Below are 15,000 nucleotides of genomic sequence, written 5' to 3' on the forward strand. Positions count from 1 at the left end.
GCAAAAGAACGAAGGAAGGTTCAATGAAACGTAAACAACTGTCAGTACGTATAATAAGTCTCGTACTTTTCTTGCTTTTTCCTCTTTTTCTTGTGGCCGATGACCCGGCGGATCTGTCGGTTGTGGTAACCGCTGATCGGGTGGAAAAAGCGGAAACCGAAACAAGCGCCACCGTCAGTGTTATTACCGCCGAAGATATCGAGGATAGCGGTGCTTCCAACCTGACGGACCTGCTGGAAACCCTGCCGGGGGTGCAGTTCAGGAGTTATTCCGGACCCGCAGAGGCCCAGGTTTCCATGGGAGGCTTTGGGGAGAACTCCTACGGCCGGGTAGTGGTTCTGGTGAACGGACGTCTGAAGAACAACATCGACATGCGGGGCCTGAACTGGATGTCCGTGCCCCTTGAGTCGGTGGAACGTATCGAAGTTCTTCACGGCGGCGGCAGCGTCCTGTACGGCAGCGGAGCTGTCGGCGGAGTCATCAATATTATCACCAAAGAGACTGATGCCCCCCTGGAGGTCGAAGCCGGAGTGTCCGTGGGCAGTTTCCTGACCCACAGGGAGAGCGCCTCCGTGGGGGCCTCGAACTCCCTGGGGTCCCTGCGGGTGGGGGGGAGCTATTACTCCACCGACGGCTATCGGGACAGAAGCGCATCGAACTATGCCGCCGCCGGCCTGTCGGGAAGCCTCTACCCCACGGATCTGCTCCGTTTCCGCCTGGATCTGGATTATAACCGGAACTTTTACGAGATGCCCGGGGGACTGACGAAGGAGCAGTTTGAGGACGACCCAAGCCTGGCCGTCAACAGGGAAGATGAATCCACGGAGCATGAGTTCGGTGCAAGCCTCAGCGGGGAGTACCTGATTGGGGATGACCTTGTCCTGGAAACTCTGCTTGGCTACAGCTACAAGAACATGGCCCCGGATATGGCGAGTTATCCGGCGTTTTACAATCGACTGTATAATACCTTCGATCTTCAGCCGAAAATCAGCTGGGAAGCTTCGATTGCTAGTCTCCCTGTTTCCCTGGTCAGCGGAGTTGATCTGCGCAGTTCAACCCTGGCACTGGAAAACTACTCTGACAAGGATCGCAAGACCTTGTCCAATGAGTTTGATGTGGCCCTTTTATCCGGCGGCGGATATATAAATACGGATATTTCTTTCACTGATTCCTTTGGTCTGAACACAGGCTTTCGTTATGACGCCGCCGGTATAAGCGCGGTCAATATGGATGAATCGGTGGATGATGACAAACTGCACACCGGACCCGCCTGGTCTGCGGGACTGCGCTGGAACCCCACGCCCGTATCAAAGGTCTATCTTCGTCATGAGAGGATGTTCCGTTATCCCTTTACGGATGAGCAGGCATCGCTTTATGGATTCGGTGATGCTTTTCTCGATGACCTTGAAGCGGAGAGAGGGTATTTGTACGAGATGGGAGGGCTTTATCGGGTTGCGTCCTTTGCACGGCTTGACCTTCGGGCTTATCTGATGGACATGCAGGATGAGATTGCATGGAATGATGCGACCAGCAAAAACGAGAATATCGAGGATACCCGCAGGATCGGTGCAGAAGGAGCTCTTACTCTTCTGCCGGTCAGAAGTCTGAAGATTACCGCTTCGTATGCGTATGTATTGCCGACCTTTCTCAAGGGTGATGATAAGGAGAATCAGATTCCTCTGGTTTCAAACCACGAGATAGAGGGAGGATTTACCTGGTACGGTCCCGCTGATATTGAAATATCCGCGGATGCGTCATTCCGCAGTGATTATTACCAGGCCGGGGATACCGCAAACGACCAGAAAAAAGAGGGATCCTATCTGCTGTTGAATGCAGGTATACGCTGGAGAGTCAGTCTTGCTTCAGGAGATCTTGCTCTTGCTTTATCCGCAGACAATCTGCTGGATACCGAATATTCGCAGGTTGTTGCCTATAATGAATGGACAGATACCAGTTCTTACTACCCCGCTGCCGGCAGAAGCATAAGCCTCTCGGGCAACTATAAAATGTAGGAGCAATCCGCAAGAGCCATGACGGGTGATCGAAAGCGCATGGGGGCGGCAATCGCCGCCTCTGCGCTGCTAAATCTGTTTTTTCTCATCAGCATATCCCTGGCTCCTGGCGGGATGCCCGCCGAGCCTCCCGGCATTGATCGGTCTTCTCCGCTGCGGGTGGGTCTGCTGCCTTCCGTGAGCAGAGGGGCCCGGCTGCCCGGAAAGGTTTCCGGAGAGCCGGAGGCTGCATCCACCGGTGAGGAAAAAAAACAGGATACCCTCAAGGCTCCGCGAGCTGAACCGGTCCCGGAGCGGGAACCGGTGCTGCAGGAGTCTGCCGGGCCGGAGAATATTCAGCTCAGATCCCCGGCGGAGGCTGACAGGGCAGAAGCAGACGGCGGCGGAGAAGAGGACTTCTTCGCAGATACGCCGTATTCGCCGGACCGGGGAAGTTCAGCTTCCGAATCATCAGAGGAATCCCTGCATGACCTGCGTTCCAGATTTCTTGTGTATCTTCAGAATGAGATTGCCGTGCGGCAGGAATATCCCCTCAGGGCGAGGCGCAGGGGAACGGAGGGGACGGTAGTGCTCTCTCTCCAGGTTCTGGCGGACGGCTCCCTGCATTCATACAGACTTGAAAGGAGTTCCGGCAGTTCAAGTCTGGACCGGGCTGCAGAAAAACTGATTACAGGAATCTTTCCAACTTCCCTGTCCCCTGGAAAGGATATTGCCTGTACCGTGGCAGTGGAGTACCGTCTTAATTGAAGCCCCGGAAATCCGGGCTACCCACTCCCTCAGTGTCTGTGGTAGAATCCCGCCCAATGCGACGAATCATCATTCCCTCTGTCATCGGTGCTGTGCTGTTAAGCGTTTCTGTCTTTACTGCGGCCCTCGGGCTGGCCGGCACCCTTACCCCGGCTCCGGAGGTTCTGCCTCAAAAGCCTGTATCCGATTCCAGGGCCGATGTTCCTCCCTTCGACTGGACAGCCTCCTCATTTCAACCGCGTCCGCCTGAAATAGATGCCCTGGCGGCGGTGCTCCTGGACTATGAGACGGGCGCCGTCCTGTACGAGAAGAATCCCGACGATGCCCTTCCTCCCGCCTCGCTGATCAAGCTCGTGGTGATGGACGCGGTGCTGGATGCTGTCGATTCCGGAACACTGGATCCCGACGGGGACATTCCGATTCCCCCGGCCGCCTGGTCGCGGAACGCACCGCCCCGATCCTCCCTTATGTTTCTGGGGCCGGGTCAGCGGGCTTCCCTGGACGACCTGATGCTGGGGCTTGCCATACCCAGCGGTAACGACGCTGCTGTGGGGGCAGCCCTTCTTCTGAACGACTCGGTGGAGGATTTTGTGGCGGTCATGAACCGCAGGCTTGCTTCCAGGGGCTACGAAAAGACCCGCATGGTGGAGCCCTCGGGCTACAGCCTGGATAACAGCACAAGCGCCGCAGAGTTTGCCCGCTTCTGTCGGGAGTATATTCTGCGGCACCCTGAGGCCCTGGAGAAATACCATTCCGTTCCGGCCTTCAGCTATCCGCGTCCGGAGAACATGCTCCCGGGGCACCATGAGAATACGATCTATCAGCAGAATTTCAACCGCCTCCTGAGCCTCATGCCCGAGGCGGACGGCCTGAAAACCGGGACGATTCCATCTTTCGGTTACAACCTCGCCGCCACAGCCATACGTGACGGAAGGCGCCTGGTCTCGGTTGTGCTGGGGGTCCAGGGGGAGAGTGCCCGGGAGGGTAACGACAGGCGGGCCATGGTTTCCCGGGATCTGCTGGAGTACGGCTTTAATGAGTATTCCCTGGTGGAAGCTGACCTGCCGGATCCCGGATCTGTCCGCCTTTACGGGAGCGAATACCGGGAAGTCCCGCTGTATATAGATGCCGCCTGGGCGGGGGAGGGTGAGAAAATCGCCGTCCCGGCTGGCCTCGGGGATAAGCTCAGAGCTCATCTGCGCGGAGCCCGTCGTCTGCGGGGCCCTGTCTCTGCGGGAACGGAACTGGGAGAAATCGTCGTCACCGCTGACGGGGAAGAAGTTCTTACTGCCCCCCTGCGCACCCTGATTGCAGCGGAAGAGGCTGTGTGGTGGAAGAGGATCGCCGACTGGGCGCTGATTGCATGGGAGAGACTCCAGGGAGAAGCCGTTCCCCCCGGGATTGATGATTATTTACGCTCTTCAGCTGCAGTTCACCCGGGAAACTGATAGACGGACATCAAGGCAGCGATCAGAACGAATCCCCGCTGCTTCAGGCTGAGTCGGAAATTCAGCGCCCATTGACAAAGCGGTGTATAAAACGTAGTGTTAAGGGGCCTCATATTAAGATCCCATAGGTACGTATATTATGCCGAATCGCGCCACCGAAGCAGCCACGACGGATAAAACGCCGCTGCAACAGGAAATAGATAAACGACTCACCTTCGCAATTATTTCTCACCCCGATGCGGGAAAGACCACCATAACCGAAAAGCTCCTTCTTTTTGGAGGGGCAATCCATATAGCAGGGGCTGTCAAAAGCAAGAAGAACGCCAGGCAGACGGTTTCCGACTTCATGCAGATGGAAAAGGAGAGGGGGATTTCTATTTCCACCTCGGTAATGGGTTTTGATTACCGTGACAGGACCGTGAACCTGCTTGATACTCCGGGTCACGCCGACTTTTCCGAGGACACCTACCGTACCCTGACGGCCGTCGACAGTGTTCTGATGGTAATAGACTCGGTTAAAGGTGTGGAGGAGCGGACCCGTAAACTCTGCGAAATCTGCAAGATGCGGAAGACCCCCATCATCACCTTTCTGAACAAGTTCGATCGGGAAGGCAAGGAACCCATAGAGCTGCTTGATGAAGTCGAGGCTGAGCTGAACATCAGGGCCTGTCCCATGAGCTGGCCGGTAGGGCAGGGGGCATCCTTTAAAGGGGTTTACAGTATTTACGAGAAACGCCTGATCCTCTTCAAGCCCCACGATATTCAGAATGTCGAAAGCTCCGTGGCCATTGAAAATATGGATGATCCTCTGCTGGACGAAAAACTCGGTTCTCTGGCTGACAGGCTGCGGGAGGAGCTGGAACTCGTGCAGGGGGTCTATCCTGAGTTCTCCATGGAGGAATATCTGGCGGGTACCATTACCCCCACATTTTTCGGTTCCGCCCTGAACAATTTCGGTGTACGGGAACTCCTGGACGCTTTCGTGGATATTGCACCGGCCCCCCGGGCACAGGAATCCCGGGAGCGTCTTGTGGCTCCGGATGAAGAGAAGTTTTCCGGCCTGATCTTCAAGATCCACGCAAATCTTGATCCCAACCACCGGGACCGGATCGCCTTTATGCGCATATGCTCCGGGATGTTCGAGCGCAACAAGCTGTACCATCATGTGAGAACGGGAAAGACCTTCCGTGCTGCGAACCCTACCGCCTTTATGGCCAGCGAACGCAGCATTGTGGATACGGCCTATCCCGGAGATATAATCGGGCTGCACGATACGGGGACCCTGAAAATCGGCGATACGATTTCCGAAGGGGAGAATATTGAATATACGGGAATCCCCAGCTTTGCGCCCCAGATCTTCCGGCAGGTAATCAACCTGGAACCCATGCGCAGCAAACAGTTGAATAAAGGACTGGAACAGCTTACCGAGGAGGGGGTCGCCCAGCTCTTCATCAAGGAGTATTCCGCTGACAAGCTGCTCGGGGTCGTGGGAATGCTGCAGTTCGAGGTTATCCAGCACCGTCTGAAGGAAGAATACAAAGCCTCCGTACGATTCGAACAGGCTGACTACGGCGGGGCCGCGTGGATCGAGGCGGAAGATTCCAGGGCCATGGAACAGTTCATGCGTTTTCACGGAAACCATGTCGCCCTGGACAAGGATGAAGAAAGAGTTTTTCTGTACCGTAACCGCTGGGCGGTTTCCAGGGCAATGGAGGAGAACCCGAAGATCAGGTTCTATTTTACTTCCGACAAAAAGGACCTGCTGGTTCCCTGAATCCAAACTACAAGGAGGTTTCGTATGAAACACACAGATATAATGCGCATGGAACGAGAAAAGCGCCGGGCTGAGAAAAAGGCGGAACGTATTTCCAAGGGCGGCAGCGAGACCCGTTCGGTAAAAGATTTTATCGATGAACTGCATGACCTTTTTTTCTACGATGCCACGAAGATCTACAACCTCAAGGATAACGTGGAAATTATGGAACTCTTTGAGGATATGCGGGAGGAGATCCCGGAGAAACAGTGGGAAAATGTTCTGAAAAAAGCGATCCGGAAAGCAAAGATTGCTCAGAAGGACGAAGCCTACACGGAGCTGAAGTCAATACTGGATGATTTGGAATAGACCGCGGCAGTGCTTCAGCGTATATGTAAAAGTAAACCCTTCAGATACTCTCCCTCAGGCTGATAGATACTGACCGGATGATCAGCCCCCTGGGAGAGTCTGGCAAGGATCTGCACCCTTCGCCCTGTTTCGATGGCAGCCGCCCGTACCGCCCCCTCGAAAAGATCACCCCCTACCACCTGACTGCAGGAGAAGGTCATGACGTAGCCTCCGCTTGGAACGGCGCGTATGGCCTCGTGGTTTAATCGTTTGTAGCCCTGTACCGCCTGGTGTCGTGCGCTTTTATGTTTGGCAAAGGCAGGGGGATCGAGGATAATAAAGTCAAAGTCCCTGCCCCGCTCTTTCAGCACCGGCATGACCTCGCTTTGCAGCGTCTCGTGGTTTTCCCCGACGCTGTTGTCCGCTATATTCCGTTCCAGCATTCCAACGGCGTGGGCGGAGGAATCCACGGAAAGAACCTTTTCTGCTGCCCCTTTGAGGGCATATACGGAAAAACCGCCGGAATAACTGAAAGCGTTCAGGACTTTCCGTCCCCGGGCGAGGTGCTGAACACGTCTGCGATTCTCTCTCTGATCGAGAAAGAACCCGGTTTTCTGACCTTCTTCCCAATTGACATGGAATCTGTGACCGGATTCCAGCACATCCCATTCCGCGACGGGATTTTCACGGCAAAAGAGGTAGCGGTTTTCTATGGCCGGAAGCCTGCGTCCTCCCAGACAGTTGCCTGACTTGTCGTAGACCAGTTTCAGTCGTTTTCCTGTAACCCGGGCGAGGGCTTGTGCTACCGTGTCTCCCAGGCGGTAGATGCCGTAGGAGTGGGCCTGTACGACCGCATGGCCGTCGTACCAGTCGATTATCAGTCCCGGAAGTCCGTCGCCGTCCCCGTGAACCAGGCGGAAGGCGTTGGTTTCCCGTGATTCCGTAAGTCCGAGATCCTGACGAAGCCTCCATGCTGCGCTTATCCGCTGGAAAAAAAGTTCCTCGTCGATAAGGTCTCCGGCAAAGCTCATTATGCGGACGGCAATGCTTCCTCCTTCCCAGAGGCCTGTGCCGAGGAGGGTATTGTCGGCCCCGCGGATCTGAACCGGATCTCCGATGGCTGGTTCGGATTCGGTTCGAGCTATGGCTCCGGAGAAAATCCAGGGATGAAGACGCTTGAGGGATGATTCCTTGCCCCGTTTGAGGACTACTGTGCTGTAATTCATCTGTTACTGTATACTCATTACTGATGGAATGGTGCGGATACTCTTGAGGACAGTCTTGAAGTCTTCCTTCCGGTCGAGTTCCATGGTAAAGAAACCTGTAAGGTTTCCCCGGTCGTTTTCTTCAAGCTTGCCTTCTATAAGATGTCCGCGATATTTACGTATTGCTCCCTCGATCTCCGAAAAAAGGTCCGAAGTCATACGGGCTGTTATCTGGAAGCGTCTGGTCGCCCTGGGCGTGGCGGCTTCCCACTGGACCTCCACACTGCGCTCCTCGAACTCGTTGATGTGAGCCAGGTTGGGACAGTCCCGGCGGTGCACGATGATCCCGCGGCCCCGGGAAATATATCCGATGATGTCGTCCCCCGTGGCGGGGGAGCAGCACTTCGCCATGGTGATCATCATGTTCTTTTCGCCCCCGATCTTGAAGGCTACCTTGGCCCTGTCGACAATCTGCTTGATTATCTCTCCGGCTTCAGGCGGACTCTGGGGAACTTCCTCACCCTGGGGAGGCTGCGCCTCCTGCCGCTTTTTGGCGATGATGTTCTTGTCGATTATCAGGGAGTCGTCGTGCTGGTTCAGCCAGTGGCGTATCTTGCCCCGGGCGCGGGCGGTTTTTACAAATTTCAGCCAGTTTACATGGGGATGGGCACTGTTGCTGGTAATAATATCCACTACCTGGGTGTTCTTGAGCTCCGTACTCAGGGATATTATGGAACCGTCGGCCTTGGCTCCAAGACAGTGATTCCCGACTTCCGTATGAATGTGATAGGCGAAATCCAGGGCCGTGGCCCCCTTGGGCAGTTCTATTATGTCCCCCCGGGGGGTGAAAACGTAGATCGTGTCCTTGAGAAGCTCGCTCTTTATTTCCGCAAGAAACTCCGCAGAAGAGTATCCCCGACCGTTGAGGCTTTTCAGTTTGTTGATGATAGCCAGGTCCTCTGAGCGGGTACGGTCCTTGCCCTGTCGCCGTTTGTAGGACCAGTGGGCGGCAATTCCCATTTCCGCGGTGGCGTGCATCTGGTGGGTCCTGATCTGGATCTCCAGCTGCTTTCCTTCCCAGCACATCACCGTGGTATGGAGGCTCTGGTACTGATTCGATTTCGGCATGGCGATGTAGTCTTTGAACCGGCCTTCGATGGGAGGCCACAACTTGTGGACCAGTCCAAGCAGGGTGTAACATTCACCGGTGGTGTTGCAGAGGATCCGCAGGCCCAGAAGGTCGTGAATCTCGCTGAAACCCTTCTGCCTCCGCTTCATTTTCTGATAGATGGAAAAGAAGTGCTTCGCCCGGCTCTGGACCTCTATGGTGATTCCCTCTTTATGGGCTTCCTGCTGGATCGTCCGTTCCACTTTCTTAAGGTAGTCCGCCCGTTTCCGTTTCTTCTCCGTCATCGCTTCTTTGATCTGGGTGTATACCAGGGGATGCAGGTTCTTGAGGGCCAGATCTTCCAGTTCTATCTTTACCCAGGAGATACCGAGCCTGTCCGCCAGAGGCGCATAGATGTCGAGGCATTCCTGGGCTATACGTTTGCGTTTCTCCTCGGGAAGGTATTCCAGGGTGCTCATATTGTGCAGCTTGTCGGCCAGTTTGATCAGGATTACCCTGATATCCTTGGTCATGGCAAAAAGCATTTTCCGGATGGTTTCCGCTCCCTGAACGCTTTTACTCTTTGCCCTGAGGATCGAGATCTTGGTTACTCCGTTGACCAGCGCGACTATTTCTTTTCCAAAGCGGCGCTGCATCTCCTTTTTCGTCCCTTCCGTATCCTCCAGAACATCATGGAGCAGGGCGGCGATGATGGTCTCGTAATCCATCTCCAGCTGGACCAGAATCTCCGCCACCTTCATGGGATGTATGTAGAAGGGTTCTCCGCTGGCGCGTTTCTGCTCGCGATGCAGTTCTTCCCCCCAGAGGAGGGCTTCCATTATCTTGCTCCGCTCCTCCGGCGTGTAACGGGTTAACTGTTTTTCGAACTGCTCTATTCTTGTCTGCATGGTCCCTTTCTTCCCCGGGCTATCCGCGCCTTCCCTGCCAGATCCGTCACCTGGACTATATCGGTATAATTATATTCACCCATGGTCTCCGCAACCAGGGGAACCAGAACAGGAGAGGCTTCGATAATAAGATAGCCATTCTCATTAAGAGAATCCAGCGCTTCTTCGATCAGTCGGGGAATGAGATCGAAGCCCGATTCGCCTCCGTCCAGGGCGAGGGCCGGTTCGGGCCAGTTATTCTCCTTCAGATGCTCGACATAGTCATGTTCCACGTAGGGGGGATTGCAGGTAATCAGGTCGAAGGATCCCTGGACGGAACTAAGAAGGTTGCTGAGACTGGACGGGAGGGCCTTCCCCGTAAGGGAGCGGGCGTTGAAATCCGCCACCTCCAGGGCATCGGCGGAGATATCGGAGATCGAGATGTCCAGATCAGGGTATTCCGATTTAAGAGCGACAGCGATACATCCGCTTCCGGTGCAGGAGTCGTGTATACGCCGGATTGACGGATTTCCGGCAATCAGCCGCAGGGCCTCCTCCACCAGGACCTCTGTGTCAGGCCGGGGAACGAGGACCCGGGAATCCACGTAGAAGTCGAGACCCCAGAACTCCTTCCGGTTCCGGATGTAGGAAACCGGCTCTCCCGCCAGACGCCGCTGAATAAATCCTTCAAAAAGGACGGCGGTAATCTCATCGGCCTGGAGCGGAAGGTCCGCCAGGAGACGCTCCTTCTTCATTCCCGAAGCGTGGGACAGGAGCACCAGAGCATCCAGATAGGGAGTGCTGGCATCCTGCAGCCTACGGCTTGCGCTGGTAAGTAATTCGCGAAAAGTCATCTGTTCTGTTCCCTGTTTTCTTTAGGAGGCGATACCCTTGAGCATCTCCTCCCGGGCGCTGACCTTCAGGGTTTCCAGAAGTTCTTCCAGATCTCCCTGAATGATGGAATCGAGCTTATACAGAGTCAGATTGATGCGGTGGTCTGTCAGACGGTTCTGGGGAAAGTTGTAGGTCCGTATACGCTCCGAGCGGTCCCCCGACCCGATCTGGTTTTTCCGGGTCGCCGAACGCTCGGCGGCTTTGCGGGCTTCCTCCGCTTCAAACAGCCTGGCCCGCAGTACCTTGAGGGCCTTGTCGCGGTTTTTATGCTGGGATTTTTCATCCTGGCAGGAGACCACAAGTCCGGTGGGGATGTGGGTAATCCTTACTGCCGAATCGGTGGTGTTTACGTGCTGTCCTCCCGCACCCTGGGCACGGAAGGTATCAATGCGCAGATCGCTCTCCTGAACCTCGATGTCCGTCTCTTCCGCTTCGGGGAGAACCGCCACGGTGACCGCGGAGGTGTGAATCCTCCCCCCGGATTCGGTGGCAGGTACCCGCTGGACCCTGTGGACGCCGCTTTCATACCGCAGGTTTTCGTAGACGTTCTTTCCGCTTACGGAGAACACAATCTCCTTGAATCCCCCCAGTTCCATCTGGTTGGCTTCCATTATTTCAATTTTCCATTTTCTGTCTTCGGCAAAACGGCTGTACATGCGGTAGAGATCCGCCGCGAAGAGGGCGGCCTCGTCGCCCCCTGTTCCCGCACGAATTTCCATGATGATGTTCTTGGAATCCAGGGGGTCCCGGGGAATTATAAGGAGCTTGAGCTCCTGGGTGAGTTTTTCAAGCTGTTCCTCGAGCCGGGCGACCTCCTCTTTGGCCATCTCCCGCATTTCCGGGTCCGTCTCCTTTGCGGCCAGTTCCCTGGCGTCCCTGTGCTCCTGCTCAACAGCGAGGTATCCCTTGTATGTGTCAACCAGCTCGCTTACATGCGAATGTTCCTGCATCAGCTCCCGGTAGCGGCGGATATCCTTCATTACGTCGGGATCAGAGATAAGGGTCTCGAGTTCCTTGTGCCGAAGAACGTACTCTTCAAGTTTATCGAACATAGGCTTTAGGCTTTCTCCTTGAACCTGGGACAGGTATAGATCACCAGTTCCATTTCGTGATTTCGCTGGCCGTCATAGTCCTGCAGGGACCGGCGTATTGTCTTTTGAAGCACACAGCTCCCGTTTCTGACACAGAGGGGACAGGCTCCGTTTTCCCTGTTGTTTATTTCAACCTTCACAGGTATAGAATAGCAAATTCATTCTATTTCTGGAAGAAGGCAGTAAAGAGTTGTTTTTTCCGCCAGGACCAGAAAGGCCTTACCGCTATTCTGTCTCAGGTTCCGCTGCGGTTCTTCCGCTTCTTCCCCCGCCGAAACCGAAAAGAGAACCGCAGATACCACCGAGAATATGGGCTGTCTGGGATACATCATCGGCGGCGGTGATGAGGATAATCTCTTTTACAAGATAAAGGATTACAACCAGTATAAAGGTCAGGGGAATATCGCCGTTTCTTACATTTGTAAAGGAAACCAGGATGATCATCATGAAGACAATACTGGAGGCACCCAGAAGGGCGGTATGGAAAAAGAGGGTATTCACCAGTCCGGTTACCAGGGCAGTAAAGAATATCATCCATAAAAGACGCAGGGATCCGTGTTTTTCTTCCAGGATCGGGCCGATCAGGAGGATTATGGCAAAGTTGCTTAGAAGATGCTCCCATCCCAGGTGACCGACTATGTGACTTATCAGCCGGACATAGGCCAGGGGATTTGCAAAATCAAAATTCCCCCGGGGCAGGGCGGTAAAGAGGAGCAGGGTGAGATTTGACCGGGTGACTGTGTCAAAAAGAAGTACCGTTGTGGCCAGAAGTGCAAAGGTCAGTGTTACGGGGGCGTTGTATCGAATGCGCATCATTTCAAAATAACCTCTATATCCTCAAGATTTCCGTCAAGGAAAAAGGCGATTTCCCTGAATCGAGGCCCCCTCATGAAGGGGCGTACCGGACGGTAGGTGCCCCAGGGCTCTATTCCCCTCAGGGAAAAGTCGATTTTCCCGTTGCCATTGGTGTCAAGGAAAGACCGGATACCGTATGTACCGGGAGGGATATTCTCCAGTGTAAACAGGCCTGGTGATTCATCGGGCGAACTGATCTCGATTATCGCTCCACGGAAAAATCCGGTCTCCTCTTCGTTGAAACCGGCCTCGTCGACTATCTGCAGGTAGACTGTTCCAGGCCGGCTGCTTGTGATGCTTCCGGTAACGGTGTAAAGTTTCTCTGCTTCCATCCGGAGGACAGGGAAGCACAAGAGGACCAGAAGGAAGAAAAATCCGGTTTTTTCTTGCGATTGCATATATGAAAAGTTTACCATATTAAATATAGGCTTCCAACTGATGCCGAAGGGATCTTTTATTGTTACTTTAGTGGTATGGATTATTCTGCTGAAAGGAGGGGTATGTGACTCCCACTGTCCAGAAAGGTTTGAGTCTGCTGCAAAACGGCCGCTATGAAGAAGCGAAGGAGGTCTTTCTGCAGGTGCTGTATGAAGACCCGAAGGATCCGGATGCCCTCAGGAATCTCGGCATTGCGTATACCGAACTCGGGCGCAATGAGGAGGCGGAAAAGACCCTCTACTATTATCTTGACCTTTATCCTGAAGATGCAGAGGCACTGGAAGGCCTGGGCTGCGCTTTTTACCGACAGAAGGCCTATTACAAGGCCCTGGAACTGCTTACCCGGGCGGTCTCCCTGCGTTCCGAAGCACCTTCCATTTACCGTAATCTCGGTCTGGCACAGCTCGCCATCGATATGAAGGAAGAGGGCTATGAGAATCTGAAAAAGGCCCATGTAATGAACCTCTTCGATTATAAAACTGCCTATGCCTATGCAGCGGCCTGTCAGAAAACCGGGCGCCTCGATGAAGCCGAGGAGATCCTCACTGAGCTTCTTCAGGACTATCTGCCGGAGGAGCTGGAATCGACCATACGGAAGGATCTGGAGCTGCTGAGAAAAACACGTCTTCGTTGACCCTTGTTCAAGGGGCTGATACTATTCTGTGTATGGATATGCGGCGCAAAATATCCCGGGCCTACGGCGGGGATTCCGGCAAGGCTGATAAAAAACCGCTTGTACGCCCCGTGAACTGGGCACAGTTTGACGGTTCCCCGGACAATACCGGCGGCGGGACGCAGACGAGCGGAAATAAACCCTCACTAAAACCACAGGGACTCCTGAAAACCGTAAAAGACGGGGATGGTGTGCAGAAGGCGGCAAAATTCCTTTTGCTGCTTGACAAGGACGATGCTGCAAAGATAATGCGACATTTTTCCGAGGACGAACTCCTGAGGATTTCCGCAGCTATGGCGGAGGTCCGGTCTGTTTCATCGGAGGAGGCGAAAAGTCTTTTAAAGGAATTCGGGTTCCTGAAAATTCCTCCCCATACATCCACCGGAGGTGTGGATGTAGCATCCGCCATTCTGACCGCCTCCTTCGGAAAAGAGAAGGCCGATCAGATCCTCAAAAAGGTAGTGCCCTTCGGCGGAGAGAGGCCTTTTTCGTTTCTTGAAGAGTACGAGGCGCATCAGATTACCACCCTGCTGAAAAAGGAGAGTCCGCGGGTTATTGCCCTGGTCCTGCGTTTTTTGTCGGCAAAAAAATCCTCCGCGGTATTGAAATCCCTCCCCGTCACCACCAGGGTAGAGGTTGTACGAAGGCTGGGACGAATGGACAAGGTGGACAACGACGCCCTGGACAGGATGCAGACAGCCCTGCGGGAGAAGATCAGGTCCATGGGCAAGGTCGTTACCCAGGAGGTCGACGGTCCTTCAACCCTGGCGGCGATCCTGAAACACCTTTCCCTTGACCATGAGGACCGGCTGCTCAGGGGGATTGAAGAGGCAAATCCCGAACTTGGAAAAGAGATCAAGGAGAAGGTATACACCCTGGATCTTCTGTTGAATGTGGATGACAAGGAGCTTCAGGACGTTCTCCGGACTCATCCCGACGAGGAAATCGCCAGAATGCTCAAAGGGCGGGATATGCGGGTAAGTGAAAAGGTCCTGCATAATCTCTCCGCCCGGCGCAGACAGATGGTGGAAGAGGAAATCCTGCACCTGGGTTCGATTCCCCGGCGCGAGGCTGACGAAGCGGCCCGGGAGTTTCTTGATTATCTTATGCGCCTTTCGGACCAGGGTCTGGTCCATTTTGTGGACCGGGACCAGCTGGTATAGATCCTCAGCCCCTGAGATCGTCCCTGGGGGGAGAGAAAAAATCCAGCAGGACTGTCGGCTCATCGTATATTCTGACTTCATGTTCGATCCCGATGGGCGCATGATACCAGTCCCCCGGAAACAGATCTTTTGTTACTCCGTTGACGGTAAAACAGGCTTTTCCCGATACCACATAGCCCATCTGTTCGTGGGCATCGTGGCTGTGAGCGGGAAAGCTCTTGTTCGGCGGAAAATGGTACTCAACCACCTGCAGGTGTTTACCCGTGTAGATGTACCGGACTACATCTCCCTCTACAACTTCCTTGCGCATCTCTTCGGCATTGAAAAAGGCCTTCCAGTTCTGTAGTGCATCCATACAAAATACTATACCAGTGCACA

14 protein-coding genes are annotated in these 15,000 nt (G+C 54.4%); 7 read left to right on the forward strand and 7 right to left on the reverse strand.

Annotated elements, in window-relative coordinates; genetic code table 11:
• The first annotated feature begins 23 nt into the window (after positions 1 to 23).
• From B4O97_RS00560 to B4O97_RS00580, 5 genes are all read left to right on the forward strand, one after another.
• Complete coding sequence (locus tag B4O97_RS00560; RefSeq protein ID WP_083047256.1) at positions 24 to 2,012, forward strand: TonB-dependent receptor; 1,989 nt, start codon at positions 24 to 26, stop codon at positions 2,010 to 2,012.
• An 18-nt stretch (positions 2,013 to 2,030) separates the two neighbouring features.
• Positions 2,031 to 2,759 carry an energy transducer TonB gene (locus B4O97_RS00565; RefSeq protein ID WP_083047258.1) on the forward strand — a complete coding sequence of 243 codons (729 nt, stop codon included), beginning with the start codon at positions 2,031 to 2,033 and terminating at the stop codon, positions 2,757 to 2,759.
• A gap of 56 nt (positions 2,760 to 2,815) precedes the next feature.
• Entirely contained in the window at positions 2,816 to 4,207 is a 1,392-nt protein-coding gene (locus B4O97_RS00570) for a D-alanyl-D-alanine carboxypeptidase family protein (protein WP_083047260.1), read from the forward strand.
• 139 nt (positions 4,208 to 4,346) lie between these two features.
• Positions 4,347 to 5,981 (forward strand): peptide chain release factor 3, encoded by a 1,635-nt coding sequence (locus tag B4O97_RS00575; RefSeq protein ID WP_083047262.1) that lies wholly within the window; start codon positions 4,347 to 4,349, stop codon positions 5,979 to 5,981.
• 24 nt (positions 5,982 to 6,005) lie between these two features.
• Complete coding sequence (locus B4O97_RS00580; RefSeq protein WP_083047264.1) at positions 6,006 to 6,329, forward strand: LB_289 family protein; 324 nt, start codon at positions 6,006 to 6,008, stop codon at positions 6,327 to 6,329.
• A 14-nt stretch (positions 6,330 to 6,343) separates the two neighbouring features.
• On the opposite strand, the gene B4O97_RS00585 is transcribed toward B4O97_RS00580, so the two are convergent.
• The 6 genes from B4O97_RS00585 to B4O97_RS00610 all read right to left on the reverse strand — a co-directional run bounded on the left by B4O97_RS00585 (position 6,344) and on the right by B4O97_RS00610 (position 12,680).
• Entirely contained in the window at positions 6,344 to 7,534 is a 1,191-nt protein-coding gene (locus tag B4O97_RS00585; RefSeq protein WP_083047266.1) for a class I SAM-dependent rRNA methyltransferase, read from the reverse strand.
• 3 nt (positions 7,535 to 7,537) lie between these two features.
• Positions 7,538 to 9,529, reverse strand: a complete 1,992-nt coding sequence (locus B4O97_RS00590; protein ID WP_083047268.1) for a RelA/SpoT family protein — start codon at positions 9,527 to 9,529, stop codon at positions 7,538 to 7,540.
• Positions 9,514 to 10,362, reverse strand: coding sequence for a peptide chain release factor N(5)-glutamine methyltransferase (gene prmC, locus B4O97_RS00595; RefSeq protein ID WP_083047270.1), 849 nt, complete (start codon positions 10,360 to 10,362; stop codon positions 9,514 to 9,516). Before prmC ends, B4O97_RS00590 begins: the two co-directional genes overlap by 16 nt.
• Before the next feature lie 21 nt (positions 10,363 to 10,383).
• Complete coding sequence (gene prfA, locus B4O97_RS00600; RefSeq protein WP_083047271.1) at positions 10,384 to 11,454, reverse strand: peptide chain release factor 1; 1,071 nt, start codon at positions 11,452 to 11,454, stop codon at positions 10,384 to 10,386.
• Between the two features lie 264 nt (positions 11,455 to 11,718).
• Complete coding sequence (locus B4O97_RS00605; RefSeq protein WP_319416750.1) at positions 11,719 to 12,309, reverse strand: rhomboid family intramembrane serine protease; 591 nt, start codon at positions 12,307 to 12,309, stop codon at positions 11,719 to 11,721.
• Entirely contained in the window at positions 12,306 to 12,680 is a 375-nt protein-coding gene (locus tag B4O97_RS00610) for a DUF2141 domain-containing protein (protein ID WP_158084077.1), read from the reverse strand. The genes B4O97_RS00605 and B4O97_RS00610 overlap by 4 nt, the downstream gene beginning before the upstream one ends.
• Before the next feature lie 170 nt (positions 12,681 to 12,850).
• On the opposite strand from B4O97_RS00610, the gene B4O97_RS00615 reads away from it, so the two are divergent.
• Positions 12,851 to 13,420 carry a tetratricopeptide repeat protein gene (locus tag B4O97_RS00615; protein ID WP_083047277.1) on the forward strand — a complete coding sequence of 190 codons (570 nt, stop codon included), beginning with the start codon at positions 12,851 to 12,853 and terminating at the stop codon, positions 13,418 to 13,420.
• 38 nt (positions 13,421 to 13,458) lie between these two features.
• Positions 13,459 to 14,622, forward strand: coding sequence for a flagellar motor switch protein FliG (locus tag B4O97_RS00620; RefSeq protein ID WP_158084078.1), 1,164 nt, complete (start codon positions 13,459 to 13,461; stop codon positions 14,620 to 14,622).
• A 4-nt stretch (positions 14,623 to 14,626) separates the two neighbouring features.
• On the opposite strand, the gene B4O97_RS00625 is transcribed toward B4O97_RS00620, so the two are convergent.
• Positions 14,627 to 14,977 carry a cupin domain-containing protein gene (locus B4O97_RS00625; protein WP_083047281.1) on the reverse strand — a complete coding sequence of 117 codons (351 nt, stop codon included), beginning with the start codon at positions 14,975 to 14,977 and terminating at the stop codon, positions 14,627 to 14,629.
• Positions 14,978 to 15,000: the final 23 nt, after the last annotated feature.

Origin of the sequence: Marispirochaeta aestuarii, from assembly GCF_002087085.1 — a bacterium.
GTDB classification, from domain to species: domain Bacteria; phylum Spirochaetota; class Spirochaetia; order JC444; family Marispirochaetaceae; genus Marispirochaeta; species Marispirochaeta aestuarii.

Bases quoted from the DNA above. Each gene is read 5' to 3' on its own strand.
- B4O97_RS00560 (WP_083047256.1), top strand. From the start codon at position 24: ATGAAACGTAAACAACTGTCAGTACGTATAATAAGTCTCGTACTTTTC.
- B4O97_RS00565 (WP_083047258.1), top strand. From the start codon at position 2,031: ATGACGGGTGATCGAAAGCGCATGGGGGCGGCAATCGCCGCCTCTGCG.
- B4O97_RS00570 (WP_083047260.1), top strand. From the start codon at position 2,816: ATGCGACGAATCATCATTCCCTCTGTCATCGGTGCTGTGCTGTTAAGC.
- B4O97_RS00575 (WP_083047262.1), top strand. From the start codon at position 4,347: ATGCCGAATCGCGCCACCGAAGCAGCCACGACGGATAAAACGCCGCTG.
- B4O97_RS00580 (WP_083047264.1), top strand. From the start codon at position 6,006: ATGAAACACACAGATATAATGCGCATGGAACGAGAAAAGCGCCGGGCT.
- B4O97_RS00585 (WP_083047266.1), bottom strand. From the start codon at position 7,534: ATGAATTACAGCACAGTAGTCCTCAAACGGGGCAAGGAATCATCCCTC.
- B4O97_RS00590 (WP_083047268.1), bottom strand. From the start codon at position 9,529: ATGCAGACAAGAATAGAGCAGTTCGAAAAACAGTTAACCCGTTACACG.
- prmC (WP_083047270.1), bottom strand. From the start codon at position 10,362: ATGACTTTTCGCGAATTACTTACCAGCGCAAGCCGTAGGCTGCAGGAT.
- prfA (WP_083047271.1), bottom strand. From the start codon at position 11,454: ATGTTCGATAAACTTGAAGAGTACGTTCTTCGGCACAAGGAACTCGAG.
- B4O97_RS00605 (WP_319416750.1), bottom strand. From the start codon at position 12,309: ATGATGCGCATTCGATACAACGCCCCCGTAACACTGACCTTTGCACTT.
- B4O97_RS00610 (WP_158084077.1), bottom strand. From the start codon at position 12,680: ATGGAAGCAGAGAAACTTTACACCGTTACCGGAAGCATCACAAGCAGC.
- B4O97_RS00620 (WP_158084078.1), top strand. From the start codon at position 13,459: ATGCGGCGCAAAATATCCCGGGCCTACGGCGGGGATTCCGGCAAGGCT.
- B4O97_RS00625 (WP_083047281.1), bottom strand. From the start codon at position 14,977: ATGGATGCACTACAGAACTGGAAGGCCTTTTTCAATGCCGAAGAGATG.